A 19318-nucleotide genomic window follows, 5' to 3' on the forward strand; every position below is an offset into this window, starting at 1 on the left:
GCGTGGCTTATTTGCTTTTTTGAGCCGGGGCCGAAGCTGGCGCGGCAGCGGCCGGCTTGCCATCGAGAGGAAATGCGCAAACGAAATTCATCATGACTTCGGCTACCGAATCCTTGGCTGGCGCGGCATACGTCGAATTCTTCAGGGCATCGCTGTGATCCACCCTGGCGCCGGCGCCGTCAGCATCGGCAAACAGGATTTCCCTCTTCAGGCTCAAGGTCTTGGCCTTGCAATCGTACACAGTCAAATCCTGGTACGACTTGAAGGTAGGCAGCACCTTGGCGTCGCCGTCATTCTTGCGCGCCTCCTTGAAGTTCCACATGGACCATGCTTCGCGGATGCCCTTGTTTTCCTTGATCGAATTCTGGTCCAGCTTGAGCTCTGCGGTATCGCTGGAACCGACCGATTGCCAGTCGGGAGCAGCCTGGACGGCGACGCAAGCGAGGCCAAGAGCAAGGGTGAGCGCTATTTTTTTCATATGTGTTCCTTAAAAAGTGCGAGCTTGGTTTCGACTTTGCATAGTAAACATTAATTCCCGCGACAAGGAAGCAATTTGGTAACAAAATGAAAAAGCCCCGTCTGCGACAGGGCTTTTTGCTACTGCGGGAATGCGCGAAGAAATGTCTTATGCCTTAGGCTTCGACAGGCATTCTTTCATGAACGCCTTGCGATCGTCGCCCTTCTTGCCGGTAGCGTCGACGTTGCAAGACTTCATTTTCTCTTGCTGCGTCATGGGAGCCGCGGCTGCCGGCTTTTTGCTCAGGCAATCTTTCATGAAAGCTTTGCGGTCGTCGCCAGCTTTACCGGTCGCATCCTTGTTGCATGCCGCCATCTTGCTTTGCTGGGCATTTGCGGCAAAAGCCGGGTTAAACACAAAGCAGCAAGCGAGCAATGCCAGACCTGTCAGTTTTTTCATGATTTTTCTCCGTTTCCACAGTGAGGGTTACCGCATTATTCTGCGACGATGCGGCTTGCTGCATTACAGCACGAAAATTGTCGGCTGCCAATATGTTAGCTATATGCTTATGCGGTCTCGACATATGCCGCCATTCATCCGGGGAAGGCCGACTGATATTCACAAACCGTATGGCGAGTATGTGAAAGCGAAATTGGATTAGTCATCGAGGGTTGCATATACTGCACTGCAACATAGACGACCAACTGAAAGGAAATATCATGGCCAGCATCTCCCCTCCACTGCCGCTGTCGACACGCGCGATGCAAGCCCAGGCTCACCCTGATATGTACAAGACCGAGGCTAAACAACAGCCGAGCCTGCTGGACAAGGTGCTGACCGTCTGGAGCGCGCCTTACAAGAAATTGAGCGGTGCTTTCCTGCGCTTCTGAAAACGCAGCGCCGTCAGGCACGCTCGAATCAGCCCCGCCTTTCGCGGGGCTTTTTTTTTGCCTATAAGACAGCCCGGCTCAACACCAACCCGAGTTACCCACAGAAAATGTGCGCAAGCCTGTTGATAACTTCACCGCAAAAAATCCAAGCCTTTGATTCATATCATTTTTTCGGCAATGCTCGCAGCAGGGTCAAATGTCTCGCCGCGAATGGTCGCCCGCGCTGCGCGCGCGATTCGCACAGGCAAAAAAAAGCCCGCTCACCTTGCGGTTGCGGGCTGAATCCAAACCTTAGGAGGTGTTGGAGGAGACAGGTGTAACTATATGGCGACGCAGCAATCGTGTCTGCTTTATTTGTCTGATAACAGATATTTTCTATCTATATATCTCTACGATATTTGTCGCCCGCGGGTTTCATTTTGGTTTTTCATCATGGCCGCGGCAGGCATCGGCGCGCGCCTTGCGCATCGTCCCATCCTTGCAACGCATTACGCTGTGGGTTCCCATGCGATGGCTGCCGTCGTAAAACGACTCGGGCCGCCTGTCGTTGCGCGCATCCGGATGTCCTTCCAGTCCAGCTCCCGGTTCGGGTCGCGGCATGGGTTCGTTCTGCGCATGAACCCACGGAGTAATGGCCAGCAATAGCGTCAGTGCGCCTAAGAGCTTCTTCATATCGGACCTTTCTTTGGAAGTGGATTTACCAGGAGGATCTCGGTTGCAACAGCTCTGTTTCGAGCCAGGCTGGATGCTTTACGTTCCGTCATTTACAGAAAACTTTAGCCGCGTGGCTGTGCTCAGGCACGCAGGGCGCGATACAGCGCCGCGCCGGACAATGGCTGCAAACCGCCCTGTTCGGCGGCGTGGACCAGCGCCGTGATACGCCGGTTGGCGGGCGCGTCGCGCGCCAGCGATTCGGCCAGGCGCACGATTGCGCCATTCAGGTAATCCACTTCCGTCGGGCGCCCTGCGTGCAAGTCTTGCCACATCGAAGAGCGCGCCTCGGGATCGATTTTCAGCATGGTTGCGGCAACCCGCGTGAACATCGCGTCGGGCAAACGCAGCAAGGCCGGCAGCAGCCGCGGCCCGGCCCTGGCGACCCTGGCCGGGCGAATCCCGGCGGCGCGCAAAACGCCCAATGCTTCTTCGATCAGCAGCGCCAGGCAACGGCGGTAGGCGCGTTGCGACAACTCGCTTTTGAGCGCCAGGCCGGAGAGCGCATTGACAGCATTATTCAAATTCAGCAACAGCTTGCCCCATTGGACTGCCGCGATATCCTGGCACTGCTGCAGCGGCAGGCCGGCCTGGCGAAACAGCGCCAGCCAGGGTTCCAGCCCGTGGTTCGCCTCCACCATCAGTTCGCCGCCGCTGGCGCGATGAAAGCGGTTGCCTTCCATCTGCACCACATTGAACGGCACCATGGCCGCCAGCACCTGCCGGCCGGCCAGCAGGCTGCGCAAGGTATCGACATTGCCAACACCGTTTTGCAAGCTGACGACCAGCGCCGACGGCTTGGCCCAGCCGGCAATCGCGCTCGCCGCGGCGGCGCTGTCAGCGCTCTTGACGGTGACCAGGACCAAGTCGGCCGCGGCCAGCGCCGACGGGTTTTCGCGGTAGGGAACCTGATCGCCTTCAAGCCGCTGCCGGCGCCCTTCCAGGTCGCTCAGCAGCAAACCCTGGCTGGCGATCTGCCCGCGCATGCGCGCCCGGCCGATGAACACCACGTCGGCGCCCGCGGCCAGCAGCGAGGCGCCGACATAAATGCCGACGGCGCCGGCGCCAAATACGGCGATCTTCAGGGCTGAAACCGGCATATGGCAACAGTCTTCAATAGGCGATATGCAGGCGGCGGTACAGGAAACCGAGGACAAACAAGGGGCCGATCAGGAGGAAACGCAAATCGTCGAAAAACGATGGTTTCTTACCTTCGATCTTATGGCCGACGAACTGCCCGATCCAGGCGATCACGAACACGCTGACCGAAAGCGGCAGCACCAGCCCGGGCGGCAGCGCATACAGCAGGGCCAGCATCGCGCCAGACATCAGCAGCATGCCGAAGGCAAACGGCACAGACAAGGAAAAATAGTAAAGCAAGGAGGCCAGCACGGCCGCCAGCGCTACCCATGGGTGGATGGTCCACAGCAAACCCAGCAGGGTAAACACGATGACCGGCACGCAAATGAAGTGGATCACTTCATTGACCGGGTTCAGGTGGCTTTCAGAGTATTTGGCTAGCAGGGTGTCTATGGAACGGCCCGCTGCCTGCTGCGGCTGCTGGTTCATGACGGTCTCCATCTTTTTTATGTACAACCATCTTAGACCATCATTTTTCTTCGCGCTTGAACGCAATCGCCATCTTTTGCAGTTCCGACGGGACTACGCCGAAGGTGCGGCGAAAGGTGCGGCTCATGTGCGCCAGGTCGGCGAAACCGGCCGCATGCGCGGCATGCGTCATGTTGTCGCCGCGCCCCACCGCCTCGACCGCGGCCAGCAAGCGCGACCACAGCAGGTAACGCGACAGCGACAAGCCGGTCTGCTGGCGGAACAGATGGGTGAAGCGGCTGGCCGACAGATGCACGGCAGCCGCCAGCGCCGCGCCGCTGACCGCCGGCCCCGGCTGCGCGGCTATCAGCGCCAGCGCCTGGCTGATCCGGCGATCGAAACCTGGCTGCGCCGGCCCAGCCAGGGTCGTGCAATCCAGCCATTCCTGGCCCAGCTGCTCGGCTTGCGGCAGCTCAAGCTGGCCCAGCCTGGCCTGGGCCAGCCCGGCTTGCACTTGCGCGAAGCCTGGGTCGCTGGCATAGGTGGCCGCCAGCACGCTTGCCGCGCCTTGCGCGCGCTGCGGCAATTCGACAAACAGGTGCGCCAGCTGCGTGGCGTCGCAATGGATCTGGTGCGGCTGGCTGGAAGCAAAGATGGCGGCGCGGGTGGTGGTCCACGGCTGGTCCGGCGCCAGGCGCGCCTGGAATGGCCCGTCCAGGCCCCAGGTCAGCTGGGTGCCGAAATGGGCGTGGAAGCGGGAATCGATGCCGGGGCCGATGACCAGGGCCCGGCCGCGCCAGAGAAACAGATGAGAGTGTTGCCGGTTCATTGAGGCCTGGTCGAATTGGGCAGGCTAGAATTTGTGGCAGGTGCAATTGCCCCAGCGGTACAGGTGCATCTTGTGGAAAATGTTTTTGATCTCGTTCGGCACGCCGCCAAACAATACTTCGGGCGCGGTCAGGCCGAACACGCCGAGGCTGATCGACGGTTCCAGCGACACTACCGCGTGCCAGGTGCGCTTGGGGATGAACAGCGCGTCGCCCGCCTCGACCCGCGCATACAGGCCCTGCGTTTTTTCGAATTCCTTGAGTTTGTCCGGCTGCCGGTCCAGCTGCGAGATATTGATATCGCTCAGGATCGCGCCCCAGTCGTATTTCTCGGAAATGCACATGTGCGGCGTTTGCTCGGGAGGGAACAAAATGAATTCCTTGCTGCCGCGCACCTGGCAAAACCAGTTGTGCGGAAAGTCGTAATGCAGGCCGGTGACCGTATTGGCCGGCCCCATGAAGACATATTCCCAGGTCCAGCGCCAGCCCGGCCACAGGTCCTTGATTGAAAAATCATGGCGCAGCGCCGGGAATTCGTCGAGGATATTCCACTGCGCCAGGTACATGCGGTCTGGCTGGAACGTCTGCATGTGCGGCCAGTCGAGGAAAAACCGTTCGCCCGGCGCCAGCTGATGGCGGCGCCGGTCCGGCAGCAGGCCGACATCGTCCGGCAGGGCGCGCTTGGCCAGCGTCGCCAGTCCTTGCAGGTAGGGGCCGACCGGCATCACCGGCCGCGGCTGGGTCTGGCCCTGCTCTACCAGGCCGTTCTGGAATTTCACTTTCGGTTCGGAACCGTCCTTGTAGCGCAGCGCCGCCATCTGTTCGAACGACCAGTTCTGCTGCGCCGGCCAGTTGCGCAATGCGCCCTTGACCAGCAAGGGCCGGGTGCGCGCGCCGAAACCGCCTTGGCGCTGCAATTGCTCGGCATCGATCTGGTCGACTAGCTGGAAGGATGGACCGCGGATCGAAGTCATAGGCAGGTAAGAAGCTGAAATGAAAATCGGGAAAAATCCCGCTGCGAGGCTTCACAGTTTAGCAGGATGAGACGGAAATTTTCCGGCAACGGCATTCTCTAGAAATTGCGTATGTCGTCCTGGATCATCCTGATCCGGTTATCGCTGTTGAGCCGGTTGATCAGCTGCGCCTGGGCTGCGCGCCATAACTGGTCGCGGTCCATCAGGTAGCCCTCGGTGCGGTAGCCGTAACGGCCTGTGCCGGGCACGTCGCCGTAATAGCTGATGGTGGCGCGGCGGCTTTCGGCGACTTCGTTGTAGCGCAGGTCCAGGCTCGGCACCCTGGTCACGGAAAGATCGAGGATGACCTGCATGGCGTTGGCTTCCTCGACCACCTTGCGGTTGAAACGGTAGGTGCGCACGGCGGTGCTGCCGTCAGGCTTTTTATATTCCACATTCTCGCTCATCGCCTCTACATATTGACTGAACCTGGGCGGCTGGTAGATATACGAGGTATTGAGATACATGCCGAGGTCGGCAGCGCCGCCGCCCTGGTATTGAAAACGGGTGAACCCCAGGTCGAACAGCCCCAGCACGCTCCTGGTGATATCGCCGTTCGGTTCGTTGCTGCTGATTTGCAGGACCACGGTGCCCATGTTGCGATATTTGTCGGACAGCGGCTGCGCATCCTTGTAGGCGCCATGCTGGCGGTACACGTCGTAGGCGTTGAAAAAGGCCAGGCTGGCGTCGCGGTACAGCGCCTTGCGGCGCTGCGGATTATTCGCAGCCAGCTCCGTCCCTTGCTGGTAATACGTTGCGGCGTCCTTGCTGTCTGCCGCATATTTATACTTGTCCGCCAGTTTCCTGGCATCTTTGTAGTCGCCGTATTTCTGGTAGGCGTCGGCGGCTGCGGCATAACTGACAGCCGCCATCCGGTCGTCCTTGACGGCCGCGGCAGCCCTGCCTTTCAGGTAGTACTGTCCGGCCAGGTTTTCCCGCAGGCCGACCTCGAGGTAGCGATCCGGCAAATCCGTATATTTGGAGTAGTACGGCCTGCCGGCCAGCATGGTCCGGATTGCCAGCAGATCCGAATAGGCGGCTATCTTCCTGTCGTACTCCTGGTCGCTAGCGGTCTGGACCGTGGTTGCATAACTGCTTTCGATAATCCGCAGGCGTTCGCGGATGCCGTTTCTTTCATCGCTGTCGTCGTAATCCGCTTTCTTGTATTTGTCGTCGAGATAGACCAGGGTCGATTGCACGCTGGCGACATAGTTGCCGTCCTTGAACTGCGAAATCGATGTAGACAAGGAAGCGCAGCCCGCAAGCAGCATGGCGCAGCCAAAGAATAAAAGCGCTGTCAAGACCGGTTTGAGTTTTTGCATTCTGTTTTCCCTGTAGCGATGCGGACCTGGCGTCGAGCAATGGCAGATCTTAAACGGAAGTACAAGGAGGAGGCAATCTCCGGCGCGGCCATGAAAAACCGCGTGCCCATGGCGAGATAGCGGTCAAGCGGTGCCGGAGCGCGGCGCCGAAGCCCCCGGAGGAGGCCCGAAAAAAAAAGCCCACTGCCTTGCGGCAGCGGGCTAAATATCAACATAGGAGAGGATAGGCTCCGATAGACGGTTTAATTCTAGTGAGAATTGGAAACTGCCACACCTGTCACTTTTAACAGGTTTACAAATCAGGGATATCGCCAGTCATGTCAACTATGACAATACCGTTGTCCAGGCTTGTTAATCAATCGTCATCTGCGATGCCAGGCCGGTTGGCGGCAGCCTGCGCTTGGAGCAACTGTCGCCGCAAAGGTCGGCCTGCTTGCATGGATGCCAGGCGGCGGACAAAAAAACAGAACGCGTGGAGCGGTAGTTTGCCAACATCCAGCGTATGGTCGCAGCACGCAAGAAACAGCTTGGCAAGCTCGCAACATAGTCGCTATTGCACAACATATCCTGGCGTGGCCCGGCAGGCGCTTCAACTCGCGAGGAACTCGCGCCAAGGCTCGAAATATTTTTCGCGCCAGCCGAGCTTGACCTCTTCGTAATCCTGGTCAGGCACATCCAGGTGCACCAGCTCTATGCGGCCATGCTCGCCTTGCGGATGGAACGACAGGATCAGGATCGAATCCGGATCGTCCGCCGCAAATGCCGGCGAGCGCCAGGTCTGCACGATCAGCCTGGGCTTGACCACCTGCAGCATCACGCCGGTCAGGGCGCCGTCGAAAGCCTCGAATTCGGCGCCGGCCTCGGCGCTTATGGTGACCGGCAAGCCGGTGATCGCCTGGTGCAGCACCGGATCGACATACATGTCGAACAAAGCGTCGGGAGTCGCTTTCAAGACTACCGTTTTATAAATCACATTGCGCATGCTGGTTCTTCCTGCTGTAAGCAAAGCATCAGATCAACAAACGCCAGGGACGCGACTGCGGGATGGCGCGCTGAGGAAATTTTCGTAACATGGGGAGACAGCGCAAGAACAGGCGCCGTCGCAAAACTTTACCTCATTTTTCAAAAACTCATTTCATCGCGCGCCGCATGCCGACATACAGGGCTTCCACCTTTTCGCGCGCCCACTCGGTCTTGCGCAAAAACGTCAGGCTGGATTTGATGCTGGGATCGCTCTTGAAACAGCGGATGTCGATGCGCTGCCCCAGTCCATCCCAGCCGTAATGCGCTACCAGTTCGGTCAGCATCGCCTCCAGCGTGACGCCGTGCAAATGGTTGTGTGTGTTCATGTGCTTCTCGATCAAGGTTCAGGCTGGCATTTTACGGTGCCTCGCTCCTCATCACACAGTATTAAAGTTTTTGGAAATCCTGTCGTTATCTGAATGACAGCTATCCTGAAAGAAAACAAATGATTTCAAGAATCGCCCCGGCCCAGGGTTCGACCCAATCCGCCGCCAGCGCTGCATCGCAGATCGCCGCCTTGCAAAAGCAGCTTGCCGGCCTGCAAAAACAACTGGTTTCCGCACTCAAGGAAATGCCATCGTCGAAAGAGGAACAGGCGCTGGCCGACATGCGGGTAAAAATGCTGCAGCAGCAGATTGCATCGATCGAGAACGAAATCAGCCGGCTGAGCCAGCTGGGGTCCGCGCCTGAGGCGCGGGATGGATTGCAAAGCGCCCAAGCGGCATTGCGAGACAAGCAGGCGCAACGCCAGAAAAACCCGGCCGCCTCAGCCGGCGCAGGGGTCGACCTGTATATCTGAACCCAGTCCTGCCCGGCGCTGGATTGCGGGGCAGGAGCAGCGTATCAAGGCTGCAGGTTAGCCCGGTAAAATGCCGTCACCGCATCGGCCAGCAGCTTGTGCGTATGCGTGGTCGGGTGCAGCGTATCCCAGAACACGAAGCTGTCCGGATTGCTGCACTGGGAACGCGCCGTCTGCGTACTCAGGTAGTTGGTGCTGGAATCGGTATTGATGTTGAGGCAGGACTGGGTAGTGTTGCTGACCTGGTATTTGCCTGGATTGCTCAGCAGGTCGTTGAATAGCGCGTAGCTGTCGAACAGCTGGATATGCAGGCTGCTCCCGTATTGCGCCTGCAGGGAACCGACCAGCGCCGCCAGCCGCGTGTTGAGATCGACCACCTGCGCGGCTACCGTCGCGCCCGTGGTCTTGATCCCGAACACCGGCGCCTTGGAAACGTCGGGCAGCTTGAGCAGCAGGATATTCCTGGCGCCGGCCTGGATCAGGCTTTGCAAGGCCTGGGTTTCGCCGCTGATCACCTGGTCGACCGTACTGTTGTAATTGACCAGGTCGTTGCCGCCGATGAGCATGGTGAACAAGGTGTTTTGCGGCTGGTAATTCTGCGCCTTCTGCATGTACTCGGTGTACGACTGCACTTGCTGGATCACGCCCGGGATCACGAGATCCTGGGTGCTCACGCCGGCGCCGCCGACGGCCCAGTTATACAAGGGAAGCTGCAGGTTGTCGGCCAGGTATTCGACCCAATTCTTGCCGTTGCTGAAACGGCCCAGGAACCAGCTGCCGGAATTGGGCAGCTTCCAGTCCGAGGCGTTGTAGGCATTCTGGGTATCGGACAAGCTGTCGCCGAAAGCGACTATCTTGTTGATGCCGCCCTGGACCACGCTGTCGGTAGTCCACACGGCATAGTTGAACGACAGCGCATTGTCGGCGGCGGCCACCATCGCCATCGGCTGGCTGATGCCCTTGGCGTTCAGCGTGCTTTGGCACACCGATTGCAGCGTGCTCTGCGCGACATCGCTGTAAAACATGTTTTCCCAGTTCAGCAGGCCGCCGGCCCACCAGTAGCCGTTGATGCGGTAATAGTCGCCGCTGGACGGATCCAGTCCCCAGACATAGGTAGTGGTCGGCTTGGTCGGATTGCTGCCGGTGCGGTACCAGCAGCGCAAATAGGTGTAAGTGCTGGCGCTGGCGGCCGCTGTTGCCGCCAGGCTGCGCGCGGCCGGCTTTTGCGCCTGCTGCTTCAGCAGCTGCTGCCTGGAGAGCGGACCGGACGACGATAGGTGATGGGTATAAGCGGGATCGGGTTTTGCATCAGCGGAAACTTCTGCCACGGCTAGATTCGAACACAAAGCACACAGTAAAAACAGGGTTTTCATTATTGGTTTCCTTGTTGTCTCGTTAGTCTCTGGATCACGGGAACTGCGCTTGCCACCGATAGCAAAATGCCACTATCGATATGGCTGCGGCAATGTTGACACACGGCAATAATATTCAGGTGACATTAAGATGACTGCCGGTCCTTTCCGATGGTTACCTCTAATCCCGGGTTACCCACAGAAATTGTGGACAGTCCTGTTGATAACCCGCAAGCGTTTTAGCTATGTAACTGATATATATAGGTTTTTCAGCAGTGCACAGAGTTGTCGCGCGGTGCTTTAAGAATCATTTAATTCAATCCGGCTAAACTGTCGTGATTTCCGATGTTTCCGAGGAGCTGGCCCCATGCGTTTGCTGTTGGTGGAAGACGATCTGATGGTGGGCGAAGCCGTGCGCAAGGGATTGCGCCAGGACGGTTTCGCCGTCGACTGGGTGCAGGACGGCGCCGCTGCGCTCAGCGCGCTGGCGCAGGAAGATTACCAGTTGCTGCTGCTCGATCTCGGCCTGCCGAAAAAGAATGGCCTGGAAGTGCTGAAATCGCTGCGTGCCGGCGGCAACCGGATCCCGGTGCTGATCCTGACCGCGCGCGACGCGGTAGCGGACCGCGTGGCCGGCCTCGACGGCGGCGCCGACGACTACCTGGTCAAGCCGTTCGACCTGGAAGAACTGGCGGCCCGCATCCGCGCCCTATTGCGCCGCCAGTCGGGACGCGCCGAACCGCTGGTCGAACTGGGCCAGCTGACGCTCAATCCGGCCACCCATGAAGTATTGCTGGAAGGCCGCCAGGTGAACCTGTCGGCGCGCGAATTCGCGCTGCTGCGCGCCTTCCTCGACCGCCCCGGCGTAGTGCTGTCGCGCGCCCAGCTGGAAGAAAAGATGTACGGCTGGGACGACAGCATCGAAAGCAATGCGGTCGAGGTCTACATCCACGCCTTGCGCAAAAAGCTCGGCAGCAATTTCATCAAGAATGTGCGCGGCATCGGCTACATGGTGGCCAAATGAAGTCGGCGCCGTCGATCCGCAGGAGCTTGCTGCTGTGGCTGGCGCTCGGCCTGAGCGGCGCCATCCTGGTGGCCGGCATCGCCCTGTATTTCCAGGCGCGCGGCGAAGCCAACGAATTGTTCGATTACCAGATGCGCAAGATCGTCGCTTCCCTGCCGCGCCAGGCGTTCTCGCCGATGATAGAAAACGGCGACGGCGGACCCGAGCTGGACGACCAGATCATGATCCAGATCTGGGACAACACCGGCGTCGTCATCTACCATTCGCACGGACAGGCCAGCCTGCCGCTGCAGGCCGAGCTGGGATTCACCTATGTCCGCCAGAGCAACGGCCTGTGGCGCGTCTACAGCGCGCAGATCGGCAACACCGTGGTGCAGATCGCGCAGCCGCAAAGCGCGCGCAACCAGATCGCCGCGCAAATGGCGGTCAAGACCGTCACTCCGCTGCTGCTGCTGTTCCCGCTGCTGGGCGTGCTGATCTGGGTCGCCGTCAGCCGCGGGCTGGCGCCGATCCGGCGCGCGGCGATGGAAGTCCAGGCGCGCGACATGCATGCCCTGTCGCCGATCCCGGACGCCACCCTGCCCGGCGAAATCCAGCCGCTGACCCAGGCCCTCAACGATCTGCTGGCGCGCCTGGGGCAATCGATCAAGGCGCAGCGCGCCTTTGTCGCTGACGCGGCGCATGAACTGCGCACACCGCTGACTGCCCTGCGCCTGCAAGTCCAGCTGGCCGAACGCGCCGCCGACGAGGGCGAACGGCAAGCCGCTTTCGGCGACCTGAAACAAGGACTGGAACGCGCCACCCACCTGCTGCAACAGCTGCTGACGCTGGCGCGCCAGGAACCGGGCGCGTTCGAGCAAGCCCACGCCGAACTCGACTTGCGCGCGCTGCTGCACAGCGTGGTCGGCGACTTCGCGCTGGCCGCGCATGCACGCCAGGTCGATCTCGGCATCAGCGCGGAGACGCCGGCCAGCGTGACCGGCAACGCCGACGCCTTGCGCATCCTGTTCAACAACCTGATCGACAACGCCTTGCAGTACAGCCCGGCCGGCAGCAGCATCGACGTCTCGCTGGCCGCCGACGCCGCCGGCGTCACGGTGGCCGTGCAAGACGGCGGCCCCGGCATTCCCGAGGCCGACCTGGAGCGCGTGTTCGACCGCTTCTACCGCGCCGCCGAAAGCCAGTCGCAAACCCGCGGCAGCGGCCTCGGCCTAGCGATCGTCAGGCAGATCGCCGATGCCCACCGGGCCAAGGTCAGCCTGAAAAATACCGGACATGGATTGCGTGCAAGCGTGCGCTTCGGCGCTTGACGCACCGCTTAAGCTATCACTCAACTGTTCCCGTTGATATTATTTTTTAAATCATTAAAACTACAATTATGTAACTACAAATTTGGAGTTACAATTTTTTTCATGGGACGATGTTAAAAACCGGAATAACCGGCGCAAACACTGCGTCAGTCTTGAGGCAGCTACATTTGTTTTCGACCACCCTCTGCATATCACCCGGCAAGATCGTGTTGAAAACAACGAATAGTGGAGTGGCTCAAAGAAGAAGGAAAAGGCTACCAAAGCCGCATGAACGATATTTTGCGAGCCGCAATGCTGGAAAACCTCCGTCACCGCTAGCGTGATCCGCGCGCTCAAAACAAGCACCTGTTGCCTGTTTAAGTCTGCTTTAATTTTTCGTATTTATGCTGTGCGCTAGTTCTAGTCCATCTGCAAGGAGCACAGCATGAATCGTCAAACCTTTACCCGCAGCGCCGTTGCCGTCGCCGTCCTGGTGGTCGCCGGCGGCGCCTACCTGCATTCGAAGAACGGCGATATCGGCATCGAAAACGCCAATGCCGCGATCGTCGCCCCCGCCCCCGTGGCGAGCAGCGCCGCGCCGGCTGTTGCGGTGGCGACCGATTTTTCCGGCATCGTCGAACGGGCCGGGCCGGCGGTGGTGAATATCAGCGTCACCGGCAAGGCAAAACAGAGTGCGGTATCCGACCAGGACGACGAGCTCGATCCGAACGATCCTTTCTCCCAATTTTTCAAACGTTTCGGCCCGCAGCTGCAAATCCCGCGCCATCCGCAGATCATGCGCGGCGAAGGTTCCGGCTTCATCATCAGCGCCGACGGCCTGATCCTGACCAACGCCCACGTTGTCGAAGGCGCCCAGGAAGTCACGGTCAAGCTGACCGACCGCCGCGAATTCAGGGCCAAGGTGCTGGGCTCCGACAAGCAGAGCGATATCGCCGTGATACGGATCGACGCCAAGAACCTGCCGACGGTACAGATCGGCAACCCGGCGCTGACCAGGGTCGGCGAACCGGTGCTGGCGATCGGCTCGCCGTACGGTTTTGAAAACACCGCCACCGCCGGCATCGTCAGCGCCAAGTCGCGCTCCTTGCCGGACGACACCTACGTGCCGTTCATCCAGACCGACGTCGCCGTCAATCCCGGCAATTCGGGCGGCCCGCTGTTCAACATCAAAGGCGAAGTGATCGGCATCAATTCGCAGATCTACAGCCAGACCGGCGGTTACCAGGGCCTGTCGTTTGCGATCCCGATCGATGTCGCCACCAAGGTCGAGCAGCAGCTGGTCAAGCACGGCAAGGTCACCCGCAGCCATCTCGGCGTCAGCGTGCAGGAAGTAAACCAGGCGCTGGCCGAATCGTTCGGCCTGAAGAGCGCCGCCGGCGCGCTGGTCAGCTCGGTCGACAAAGGCAGTCCGGCCGACAAGGGCGGCCTGCAAGCCGGCGATGTGATCCTGCGCTTCAACGGCCAGCCGATCAACCATTCATCCGACCTGCCGAGCCTGGTGGCCGATACTGCGCCAGGCACCGCCAGCACGATTGAAGTAGTGCGCAACGGCCAGGCCAAGACGCTGACCGTCAAGCCGACCGAAGCCGAAGCAGTGAAAACCGCCAGCAACGATGAAAGCGCCGGTTCGCAGGCACGGCTGGGACTTGCGTTGCGCCAGCTCAGCCCGGACGAACAGCAGCAGGTCGGGATCCACGGCGGGCTGGTGGTGGAAGATGCTTCCGGCCCGTCGGCGCTGGCCGGCATCCAGCGCGGCGACGTGATCCTGTCGCTCAACGGCAAGCCGGTCAACAGCGTCGAGCAGTTGCGCCAGCTGGTAAGCAAGGCCGGCAAGAACGTGGCGCTGCTAGTGCAGCGTGACAAAGACAAGATCTTCGTCCCGCTCAACCTCGGCTAAGGCCCCGACCGCAGGATGTGAAACGATGATCAAGCTGGCCAACAACAACCTGTCGCAGCACATCCTGCCCTCTTCCGCCACGATGATCGGCGTCTGCATCACCGCGCTGTCGATCATCAAGCTGGCCCGCTTCAGCGGGCTGGCGCTGTGGCTGAGCCACCTGCTGGCGCTCAACAGCCTGGTGTTCCTGAGCAGCGGCGTGCTGTCTTATGCCTCCATGCGCTCCAGCCGCAGCACGCGCCTGGAGCAATACGCTGACATCGCCTTCATCTTCGGCCTGACCCTGCTCAGCCTGTCTACCGTCTTCATGGCGGTGGTGATTGACTGAATTTTCATTCTCGCCGAAGTTACCCACAGAAACTGTGGACAGTCCTGTTGATAACTCCCGCGCGTTTCAGCTATGTGCTTGATCTATATGGATTTTTCATCTGTGCTCATTGGCGTGCTGGCAGCGCCGCTGAAATAACGCCCGATGCCGCCGGCTGCCGCAGCATCGTGACGCCGCAAAATTCTGTCTTTGAACGAATGCTCGATTTGCAGTTTGCACTGAACCCGCATCGGCTGTTTGCGCTCAAACAAACCTGGCCGCATGCCTGCCGAATAAAGAAATTGCGATTTCCACAAGTAAAGCCGCCCCTTCAAATATAATTCAAAAAAAATCTGCAAACTGTCGATCTCGCCGTTTCCCGCTCGACTAGTAAGCAGATCCGGGAATTCATCGGCGGCAGCCGCCGGCCCGGCCCCGACCTTAAACCGAACGGAGACATCAAGATGCGATTCATGATCATACGCAAAGCGGACAAGAACACGGAAGCCGGCACCATGCCCAGCACCGAACTGCTAGCCGCCATGATGAAATACAACGAAGAAATGGTGAACGCCGGCGTCATGCTGGCCGGCGAAGGTCTGCAGCCTAGCGCCAAGGGCGCCCGCATCAGCTTTGCGGGAGGCAAGCCGACCGTGTTCGACGGCCCCTTCGCCGAAACCAAGGAACTGATCGCGGGCTTTACCATGATCCAGGTCAAGTCGAAACAGGAAGCCATCGAATGGGTCAAGCGCTGGCCTGCGCTGGATGGCGACGGCGCTGTCGAGCTCGAACTGCGCCAGGTATTCGAGGCGGAAGATTTCGGCGCCGAGTTCACGCCGGAACTCAGGGAAACCGAAGAACGCCTGCGCCGCCAAAGTTCCGGCGCCTAAGCCTGCCGCGCTGCCCCAACGCACCAGGAGACCAGCAATGATCAAGACCATCGCCATCGTTATTGTCGTCGCACTAGCCGCCGTCTTCGGCTATGCCGCGACCCGGCCCGACACATTCCGCGTCCAGCGCACGATCTCGATCAAGGCGCCGCCGGAAAAGATCCTGGCGCAGGTCAACAACTTCCACGACTGGAGCAACTGGTCGCCTTATGAAAAGCTGGATCCAGCCATGAAACGGACTTTCAGCGGCGCCGCCAGCGGCCCGGGCGCGGTGTATGCCTGGAGCGGCAACGACAAGGCCGGCGCCGGACGCATGGAGATCAAGCAAACGTCGCCGTCGAAAACCGTCATCAAGCTCGATTTCAGCAAGCCGTTTGAAAGCAGCAACGTCGCTGAATTCAGCGTCGACACCCAGGGCGACAGCAGCAACGTCACCTGGGCCATGTACGGACCCGCACCTTATGTCAGCAAGGTGATGGGCTTGTTTTTCAATATGGACAGCATGATCGGCAAGGATTTCGAAGCCGGGCTTGCCAACCTGAAGACCGTCACCGAGAAATAAACGACGGTACCCCTGGCGTCGCGTGCAGAGACAGGCGCGGCGCCGTTTTCATCATCCATCGCAGGAACAGAGGAGATCAACATGCTATTGAACGCCTACCTGAATTTCAACGGCCAGTGCGACGCCGCCTTCAAGTTCTACCAGCAAGTCCTGGGCGGGAAAATCGCCTTCAGGCTGACCAACAAAGAAACGCCGATGGCAGAACAGACGCCGCCTGACCGGCAAGAAAAGATCGCGCACATCCGCCTGGAACTGGACGGCGGCGTCTTGATGGGATCAGATTGCCCGCCTGAATATTTCGAAAAAATGCAGGGCATGGTGTTGTCGATCAATGTCGACACGATTGCGGACGGCGCCCGCATCTTCAATGCGCTGGCAAAAAACGGCACGGTCAAGATGCCTTACGAAAAAACCTTCTGGGCCGCCAGTTTCGGCATGCTGGAAGACCAGTTCGGCACGCCGTGGATGGTCAATTGCGAGAAGGACGGCTAAGCAGCGGTTGCAGCACGGGTGCATCGTCAGCCTCGCGAGGATGACGATGCGCCGGTTCAGGACAGCGGCAGCTTGACCACCGTCACGCGGTCTATGAAAAATTCGCCGTCGACGCATTTCCGGTGCGGCACGCCGGCCACCTTGAATCCCGGCCCGCCCTGGGCCGCCCAGAGTTTGGCAACCGTGTCGAAATCTTCCAGCTCCAGCCCGAGCAAAGGCGCCGACAGCACGAATTGCGCGCCCTCTTTTTGTCTTGCCAGAACTTCTTCAATCGTCTTTGCCATGGTGTCAATCTGATGTATCGGGTTAATCGTTATCCGTGCGCGGCGCCTCAGCCGTCGCGCAGCAGTTCGCGCGGCAGCTCGTAGGTTTCCTTGATCGCCTGCAGCACGATATTGGAGCGGATATCCTGCACGCCCGGTATTTTATATAACTTCTCCAGCACGAAAGCGGAATAATGCTTGAGGTTGCGCGCCTTCACCCGCAGCAGGTAGTTGGCGTCGCCGGTGATGATGTAGGAGCCGACCACCTCCGGGTAATCCTGCAGCGCCTGCATGAAGTTCTCATGCCAGCTCTCGACATCGCGCCGCATCGTCACCTGCACGAAGACATCCAGCTCCAGCCCCAGTTTTTCCGGGCTCAGCACGGCGCTGTAACGGCTGATGATGCCGGCCTCTTCCAGGATGCGGACGCGGCGCAGGCAGGACGACGGCGACAGAAACACCTGCTCCGCCAGGTCCTGGTTGCTGATCCGGCCATTCTGCTGCAGCAGCGTCAGGATGTTCAAATCGATAGTATCGAGTTGCATTGAAATTATCTTTCAATATTAATAAACTATCTTTCATTTTATTCTAATTAATATTGAAAACAGCTATTAATTTCGTATAAAAATTCCTGCAAGCTCGCCTAAAATAATTGCCAGCGGACCATAGCAGTTCATTAGCAAGTTCACTAGTATCCAGCACCGGGGAACGCCATCGCCACTTCAAAACCCATCTGGGACATCAGCCCAACCCTGTCCGCACGGATCCCCGTGTGGCCGGGCGACACCGCGTACAGCGCGCAAGCCACCTGGGAAATCGGCGACGGCTGCCCGGTGCATGTCAGCCGCATCACGCTTTCCACCCATACCGGCGCGCACTGCGATGCGCCCAGCCATTACGATCCGCAAGGCGCGGCTATCGACCAGGTCGCCCTCGACGCCTATATCGGCCCCTGCCGCGTCATCCATTGCATAGGCGCTGCGCTGGTCACCCCGCAGCACATTGCCCACGCCTTGGCCGAGGTTCCGCCGCGCGTGCTGTTGCGCACCTACGCCAGCGCGCCGCAAGAGCATTGGGATCCCGCGTTTGCCGCGGTAGCGCCGGAAACCATCGCGCTGCTGGCGCAGCACGGGGTGCGCCTGGTCGGCATCGATACGCCCTCGCTCGATCCGCAGGAATCCAAGACCATGCTGGCGCACCACGCCGTCAGGCAGCACGGCATGGCGATACTGGAAGGCATCGTGCTCGATGCGATCGACGCCGGCGACTACGAGCTGGTTGCCCTGCCCTTGCGCCTGGCCGGCATGGACGCCAGTCCGGTGCGGGCCGTGCTGCGCCCTCTTTCACCTTAAGGAACACCACATGACAAACAGTAGCCGCGCAGCTTGCCAGGCCCTGGACGCCGACGATCCGCTGGCGCCGCTGCGAACCTTGTTCGACCTGCCGTCCGGCGTGATCTACCTGGACGGCAATTCGCTGGGCGCGCGCCCGCACGCAGCGCTGCAGCGCGCGCAGCAAGTGATCCAGCAGGAATGGGGGCACGACCTGATCCGCAGCTGGAACAAGGCTGGCTGGTTCGACCTGCCGAGCCGGCTGGGCAACAAGCTGGCGACGCTGATCGGCGCCGGCGAGAATGAAGTGGTGATCACCGACTCCACGTCCATCAACCTGTTCAAGCTGCTGGCCGGCGCCCTGCAGATCCAGGCCGGCAAGGCGGACGGCGCCAGCCGCAAGGTGATCGTCACCGAACGCGGCAATTTCCCCACCGATATCTACATGGCGCAAGGACTGACCGAATGGCTCGACCGCGGCTACCGCATCCACCTGGTCGACTCGCCGCAAGAACTCGCTACGGCTGTGAACGCGAAAACCGCGGTCCTGATGCTGACCCATGTCAACTACCGCAGCGGCCACCTGCATGACATGCAAGCCGTCACCAAGGCTGCACAAAAGCAAGGCGCGCTGGTGCTGTGGGACCTGGCGCATTCGGCCGGCGCCGTGCCGGTCGACCTGCATGCGGCGAACGCCGACTTTGCCGTCGGCTGCACCTATAAGTACCTCAACGGCGGCCCCGGTGCGCCGGCCTTCGCCTGGATCGCACCGCGCCACCACGCGCAGTTCAGGCAACCGCTGAGCGGCTGGTGGAGCCACCAGGCGCCGTTCACCATGCAGCCCGCATTTGCGCCCGGCGACGGCATACGGCGTGCATTGTGCGGCACCCAGCCGGTGGTGTCGCTGGCGCTGGTCGAGTGCGGCCTCGACATTTTCGCCCAGACCGACATGCAAGCCTTGCGCCGCAAATCGCTGGCGCTGACCGACCTGTTCATCGCGCTGGTCGAAAGCCGCTGCGCCGGCCTCGGCCTGACGCTGGTCACCCCGCGCCAGCATGAACAGCGCGGCAGCCACGTCAGTTTCGCCCACGCCCACGGCTATGCCGTCATGCGCGAACTGATCGCGCGCGGCGTCATCGGCGACTACCGCGAACCGCACGTGATGCGCTTCGGCTTCACGCCGCTGTATACGCAATTCACCGATGTCTGGGACGCAGTCAGCACCTTGCGCCGGATCCTGGCCGACAAGGATTACGAAATCGATGCGCAGCAGGAAGCGGTCACTTAATTCGGGAGTCAC

Annotated in this window: 26 protein-coding genes; 13 read left to right on the forward strand and 13 right to left on the reverse strand. The window is 60.1% G+C overall.

Annotation, left to right across the window (positions count from 1 at the left end; translation table 11 throughout):
• Positions 1–7: 7 nt before the first annotated feature.
• Complete coding sequence (locus tag AC07RZ_RS13560) at positions 8–478, reverse strand: surface-adhesin E family protein (protein ID WP_494668286.1); 471 nt, start codon at positions 476–478, stop codon at positions 8–10.
• A gap of 147 nt (positions 479–625) precedes the next feature.
• Positions 626–916 (reverse strand): PsiF family protein, encoded by a 291-nt coding sequence (locus tag AC07RZ_RS13565; protein ID WP_144739202.1) that lies wholly within the window; start codon positions 914–916, stop codon positions 626–628.
• 260 nt (positions 917–1176) lie between these two features.
• On the opposite strand from AC07RZ_RS13565, the gene AC07RZ_RS13570 reads away from it, so the two are divergent.
• Positions 1177–1347 (forward strand): hypothetical protein, encoded by a 171-nt coding sequence (locus AC07RZ_RS13570; protein ID WP_494668287.1) that lies wholly within the window; start codon positions 1177–1179, stop codon positions 1345–1347.
• 414 nt (positions 1348–1761) lie between these two features.
• On the opposite strand, the gene AC07RZ_RS13575 is transcribed toward AC07RZ_RS13570, so the two are convergent.
• From AC07RZ_RS13575 to AC07RZ_RS13610, 8 genes are all read right to left on the reverse strand, one after another.
• A complete protein-coding gene (locus tag AC07RZ_RS13575) occupies positions 1762–2019 on the reverse strand; it encodes a hypothetical protein (RefSeq protein WP_144739203.1) in 258 nt (85 codons plus the stop codon).
• A gap of 122 nt (positions 2020–2141) precedes the next feature.
• Positions 2142–3158, reverse strand: coding sequence for a 2-dehydropantoate 2-reductase (locus tag AC07RZ_RS13580; protein ID WP_494668288.1), 1017 nt, complete (start codon positions 3156–3158; stop codon positions 2142–2144).
• Between the two features lie 13 nt (positions 3159–3171).
• On the reverse strand, positions 3172–3627 hold the full coding sequence (locus AC07RZ_RS13585) for an Mpo1 family 2-hydroxy fatty acid dioxygenase (RefSeq protein ID WP_494668289.1): 456 nt from the start codon (positions 3625–3627) through the stop codon (positions 3172–3174).
• A gap of 40 nt (positions 3628–3667) precedes the next feature.
• Positions 3668–4435, reverse strand: a complete 768-nt coding sequence (locus AC07RZ_RS13590) for an AraC family transcriptional regulator (protein ID WP_494668290.1) — start codon at positions 4433–4435, stop codon at positions 3668–3670.
• Positions 4436–4459: 24 nt separating this feature from the next.
• Complete coding sequence (locus tag AC07RZ_RS13595) at positions 4460–5407, reverse strand: cupin-like domain-containing protein (RefSeq protein ID WP_494668291.1); 948 nt, start codon at positions 5405–5407, stop codon at positions 4460–4462.
• 98 nt (positions 5408–5505) lie between these two features.
• Positions 5506–6768, reverse strand: coding sequence for a hypothetical protein (locus AC07RZ_RS13600; protein ID WP_494668292.1), 1263 nt, complete (start codon positions 6766–6768; stop codon positions 5506–5508).
• 589 nt (positions 6769–7357) lie between these two features.
• Positions 7358–7750 (reverse strand): SRPBCC domain-containing protein, encoded by a 393-nt coding sequence (locus AC07RZ_RS13605; protein ID WP_092400325.1) that lies wholly within the window; start codon positions 7748–7750, stop codon positions 7358–7360.
• 148 nt (positions 7751–7898) lie between these two features.
• A complete protein-coding gene (locus AC07RZ_RS13610; protein ID WP_092400353.1) occupies positions 7899–8117 on the reverse strand; it encodes a VF530 family protein in 219 nt (72 codons plus the stop codon).
• A 119-nt stretch (positions 8118–8236) separates the two neighbouring features.
• Between AC07RZ_RS13610 and AC07RZ_RS13615 the strand changes: the two genes are divergently transcribed.
• The gene (locus AC07RZ_RS13615; protein WP_494668293.1) at positions 8237–8590 is read left to right on the forward strand and encodes a hypothetical protein; all 354 of its coding nucleotides are present in this window, start codon (positions 8237–8239) and stop codon (positions 8588–8590) included.
• A 44-nt stretch (positions 8591–8634) separates the two neighbouring features.
• Here the strand turns inward: AC07RZ_RS13615 and AC07RZ_RS13620 are convergent, their stop codons facing one another.
• Positions 8635–9918 carry an SGNH/GDSL hydrolase family protein gene (locus AC07RZ_RS13620; RefSeq protein ID WP_494668294.1) on the reverse strand — a complete coding sequence of 428 codons (1284 nt, stop codon included), beginning with the start codon at positions 9916–9918 and terminating at the stop codon, positions 8635–8637.
• 391 nt (positions 9919–10309) lie between these two features.
• On the opposite strand from AC07RZ_RS13620, the gene AC07RZ_RS13625 reads away from it, so the two are divergent.
• The 9 genes from AC07RZ_RS13625 (at position 10310) to AC07RZ_RS13665 (ending at position 16424) form a co-directional block, all read left to right on the forward strand.
• A complete protein-coding gene (locus tag AC07RZ_RS13625; RefSeq protein ID WP_144739211.1) occupies positions 10310–10966 on the forward strand; it encodes a response regulator in 657 nt (218 codons plus the stop codon).
• On the forward strand, positions 10963–12276 hold the full coding sequence (locus AC07RZ_RS13630; RefSeq protein ID WP_144739212.1) for an ATP-binding protein: 1314 nt from the start codon (positions 10963–10965) through the stop codon (positions 12274–12276). Before AC07RZ_RS13625 ends, AC07RZ_RS13630 begins: the two co-directional genes overlap by 4 nt.
• 225 nt (positions 12277–12501) lie before the next feature.
• Entirely contained in the window at positions 12502–12594 is a 93-nt protein-coding gene (locus tag AC07RZ_RS13635; protein ID WP_494668295.1) for a BrnA antitoxin family protein, read from the forward strand.
• A 106-nt stretch (positions 12595–12700) separates the two neighbouring features.
• Positions 12701–14173: a DegQ family serine endoprotease gene (locus AC07RZ_RS13640; RefSeq protein ID WP_494668296.1), complete on the forward strand. Its 1473-nt coding sequence runs from the start codon at positions 12701–12703 to the stop codon at positions 14171–14173.
• Positions 14174–14198: 25 nt separating this feature from the next.
• Entirely contained in the window at positions 14199–14501 is a 303-nt protein-coding gene (locus AC07RZ_RS13645; RefSeq protein WP_494668297.1) for a hypothetical protein, read from the forward strand.
• A gap of 47 nt (positions 14502–14548) precedes the next feature.
• Positions 14549–14821, forward strand: a complete 273-nt coding sequence (locus AC07RZ_RS13650) for a hypothetical protein (RefSeq protein ID WP_494668298.1) — start codon at positions 14549–14551, stop codon at positions 14819–14821.
• A 123-nt stretch (positions 14822–14944) separates the two neighbouring features.
• A complete protein-coding gene (locus tag AC07RZ_RS13655) occupies positions 14945–15370 on the forward strand; it encodes a YciI family protein (protein WP_494668299.1) in 426 nt (141 codons plus the stop codon).
• A gap of 37 nt (positions 15371–15407) precedes the next feature.
• Positions 15408–15932 carry an SRPBCC family protein gene (locus tag AC07RZ_RS13660; protein ID WP_494668300.1) on the forward strand — a complete coding sequence of 175 codons (525 nt, stop codon included), beginning with the start codon at positions 15408–15410 and terminating at the stop codon, positions 15930–15932.
• Between the two features lie 81 nt (positions 15933–16013).
• Positions 16014–16424, forward strand: a complete 411-nt coding sequence (locus tag AC07RZ_RS13665) for a VOC family protein (RefSeq protein ID WP_494668301.1) — start codon at positions 16014–16016, stop codon at positions 16422–16424.
• A 56-nt stretch (positions 16425–16480) separates the two neighbouring features.
• Here the strand turns inward: AC07RZ_RS13665 and AC07RZ_RS13670 are convergent, their stop codons facing one another.
• Positions 16481–16708, reverse strand: coding sequence for a hypothetical protein (locus tag AC07RZ_RS13670; RefSeq protein WP_144739220.1), 228 nt, complete (start codon positions 16706–16708; stop codon positions 16481–16483).
• A 47-nt stretch (positions 16709–16755) separates the two neighbouring features.
• Positions 16756–17232, reverse strand: a complete 477-nt coding sequence (locus AC07RZ_RS13675; protein WP_092400301.1) for an Lrp/AsnC family transcriptional regulator — start codon at positions 17230–17232, stop codon at positions 16756–16758.
• Between the two features lie 225 nt (positions 17233–17457).
• On the opposite strand from AC07RZ_RS13675, the gene kynB reads away from it, so the two are divergent.
• Together kynB and kynU are read left to right on the forward strand one after the other, a co-directional pair.
• Positions 17458–18039: an arylformamidase gene (kynB, locus tag AC07RZ_RS13680; RefSeq protein WP_494668302.1), complete on the forward strand. Its 582-nt coding sequence runs from the start codon at positions 17458–17460 to the stop codon at positions 18037–18039.
• A gap of 10 nt (positions 18040–18049) precedes the next feature.
• A complete protein-coding gene (gene kynU / locus AC07RZ_RS13685) occupies positions 18050–19306 on the forward strand; it encodes a kynureninase (RefSeq protein WP_494668303.1) in 1257 nt (418 codons plus the stop codon).
• The last annotated feature ends 12 nt before the right edge of the window (positions 19307–19318 follow it).

It is taken from the genome of Collimonas sp. GW821-FHT07E08 (assembly GCF_059418905.1).

Coding starts and splice junctions, on each gene's coding strand:
- AC07RZ_RS13560 (WP_494668286.1), bottom strand. CDS start 478: ATGAAAAAAATAGCGCTCACCCTTGCTCTTGGCCTCGCTTGCGTCGCC.
- AC07RZ_RS13565 (WP_144739202.1), bottom strand. CDS start 916: ATGAAAAAACTGACAGGTCTGGCATTGCTCGCTTGCTGCTTTGTGTTT.
- AC07RZ_RS13570 (WP_494668287.1), top strand. CDS start 1,177: ATGGCCAGCATCTCCCCTCCACTGCCGCTGTCGACACGCGCGATGCAA.
- AC07RZ_RS13575 (WP_144739203.1), bottom strand. CDS start 2,019: ATGAAGAAGCTCTTAGGCGCACTGACGCTATTGCTGGCCATTACTCCG.
- AC07RZ_RS13580 (WP_494668288.1), bottom strand. CDS start 3,158: ATGCCGGTTTCAGCCCTGAAGATCGCCGTATTTGGCGCCGGCGCCGTC.
- AC07RZ_RS13585 (WP_494668289.1), bottom strand. CDS start 3,627: ATGAACCAGCAGCCGCAGCAGGCAGCGGGCCGTTCCATAGACACCCTG.
- AC07RZ_RS13590 (WP_494668290.1), bottom strand. CDS start 4,435: ATGAACCGGCAACACTCTCATCTGTTTCTCTGGCGCGGCCGGGCCCTG.
- AC07RZ_RS13595 (WP_494668291.1), bottom strand. CDS start 5,407: ATGACTTCGATCCGCGGTCCATCCTTCCAGCTAGTCGACCAGATCGAT.
- AC07RZ_RS13600 (WP_494668292.1), bottom strand. CDS start 6,768: ATGCAAAAACTCAAACCGGTCTTGACAGCGCTTTTATTCTTTGGCTGC.
- AC07RZ_RS13605 (WP_092400325.1), bottom strand. CDS start 7,750: ATGCGCAATGTGATTTATAAAACGGTAGTCTTGAAAGCGACTCCCGAC.
- AC07RZ_RS13610 (WP_092400353.1), bottom strand. CDS start 8,117: ATGAACACACACAACCATTTGCACGGCGTCACGCTGGAGGCGATGCTG.
- AC07RZ_RS13615 (WP_494668293.1), top strand. CDS start 8,237: ATGATTTCAAGAATCGCCCCGGCCCAGGGTTCGACCCAATCCGCCGCC.
- AC07RZ_RS13625 (WP_144739211.1), top strand. CDS start 10,310: ATGCGTTTGCTGTTGGTGGAAGACGATCTGATGGTGGGCGAAGCCGTG.
- AC07RZ_RS13630 (WP_144739212.1), top strand. CDS start 10,963: ATGAAGTCGGCGCCGTCGATCCGCAGGAGCTTGCTGCTGTGGCTGGCG.
- AC07RZ_RS13640 (WP_494668296.1), top strand. CDS start 12,701: ATGAATCGTCAAACCTTTACCCGCAGCGCCGTTGCCGTCGCCGTCCTG.
- AC07RZ_RS13645 (WP_494668297.1), top strand. CDS start 14,199: ATGATCAAGCTGGCCAACAACAACCTGTCGCAGCACATCCTGCCCTCT.
- AC07RZ_RS13655 (WP_494668299.1), top strand. CDS start 14,945: ATGCGATTCATGATCATACGCAAAGCGGACAAGAACACGGAAGCCGGC.
- AC07RZ_RS13660 (WP_494668300.1), top strand. CDS start 15,408: ATGATCAAGACCATCGCCATCGTTATTGTCGTCGCACTAGCCGCCGTC.
- AC07RZ_RS13665 (WP_494668301.1), top strand. CDS start 16,014: ATGCTATTGAACGCCTACCTGAATTTCAACGGCCAGTGCGACGCCGCC.
- AC07RZ_RS13670 (WP_144739220.1), bottom strand. CDS start 16,708: ATGGCAAAGACGATTGAAGAAGTTCTGGCAAGACAAAAAGAGGGCGCG.
- AC07RZ_RS13675 (WP_092400301.1), bottom strand. CDS start 17,232: ATGCAACTCGATACTATCGATTTGAACATCCTGACGCTGCTGCAGCAG.
- kynU (WP_494668303.1), top strand. CDS start 18,050: ATGACAAACAGTAGCCGCGCAGCTTGCCAGGCCCTGGACGCCGACGAT.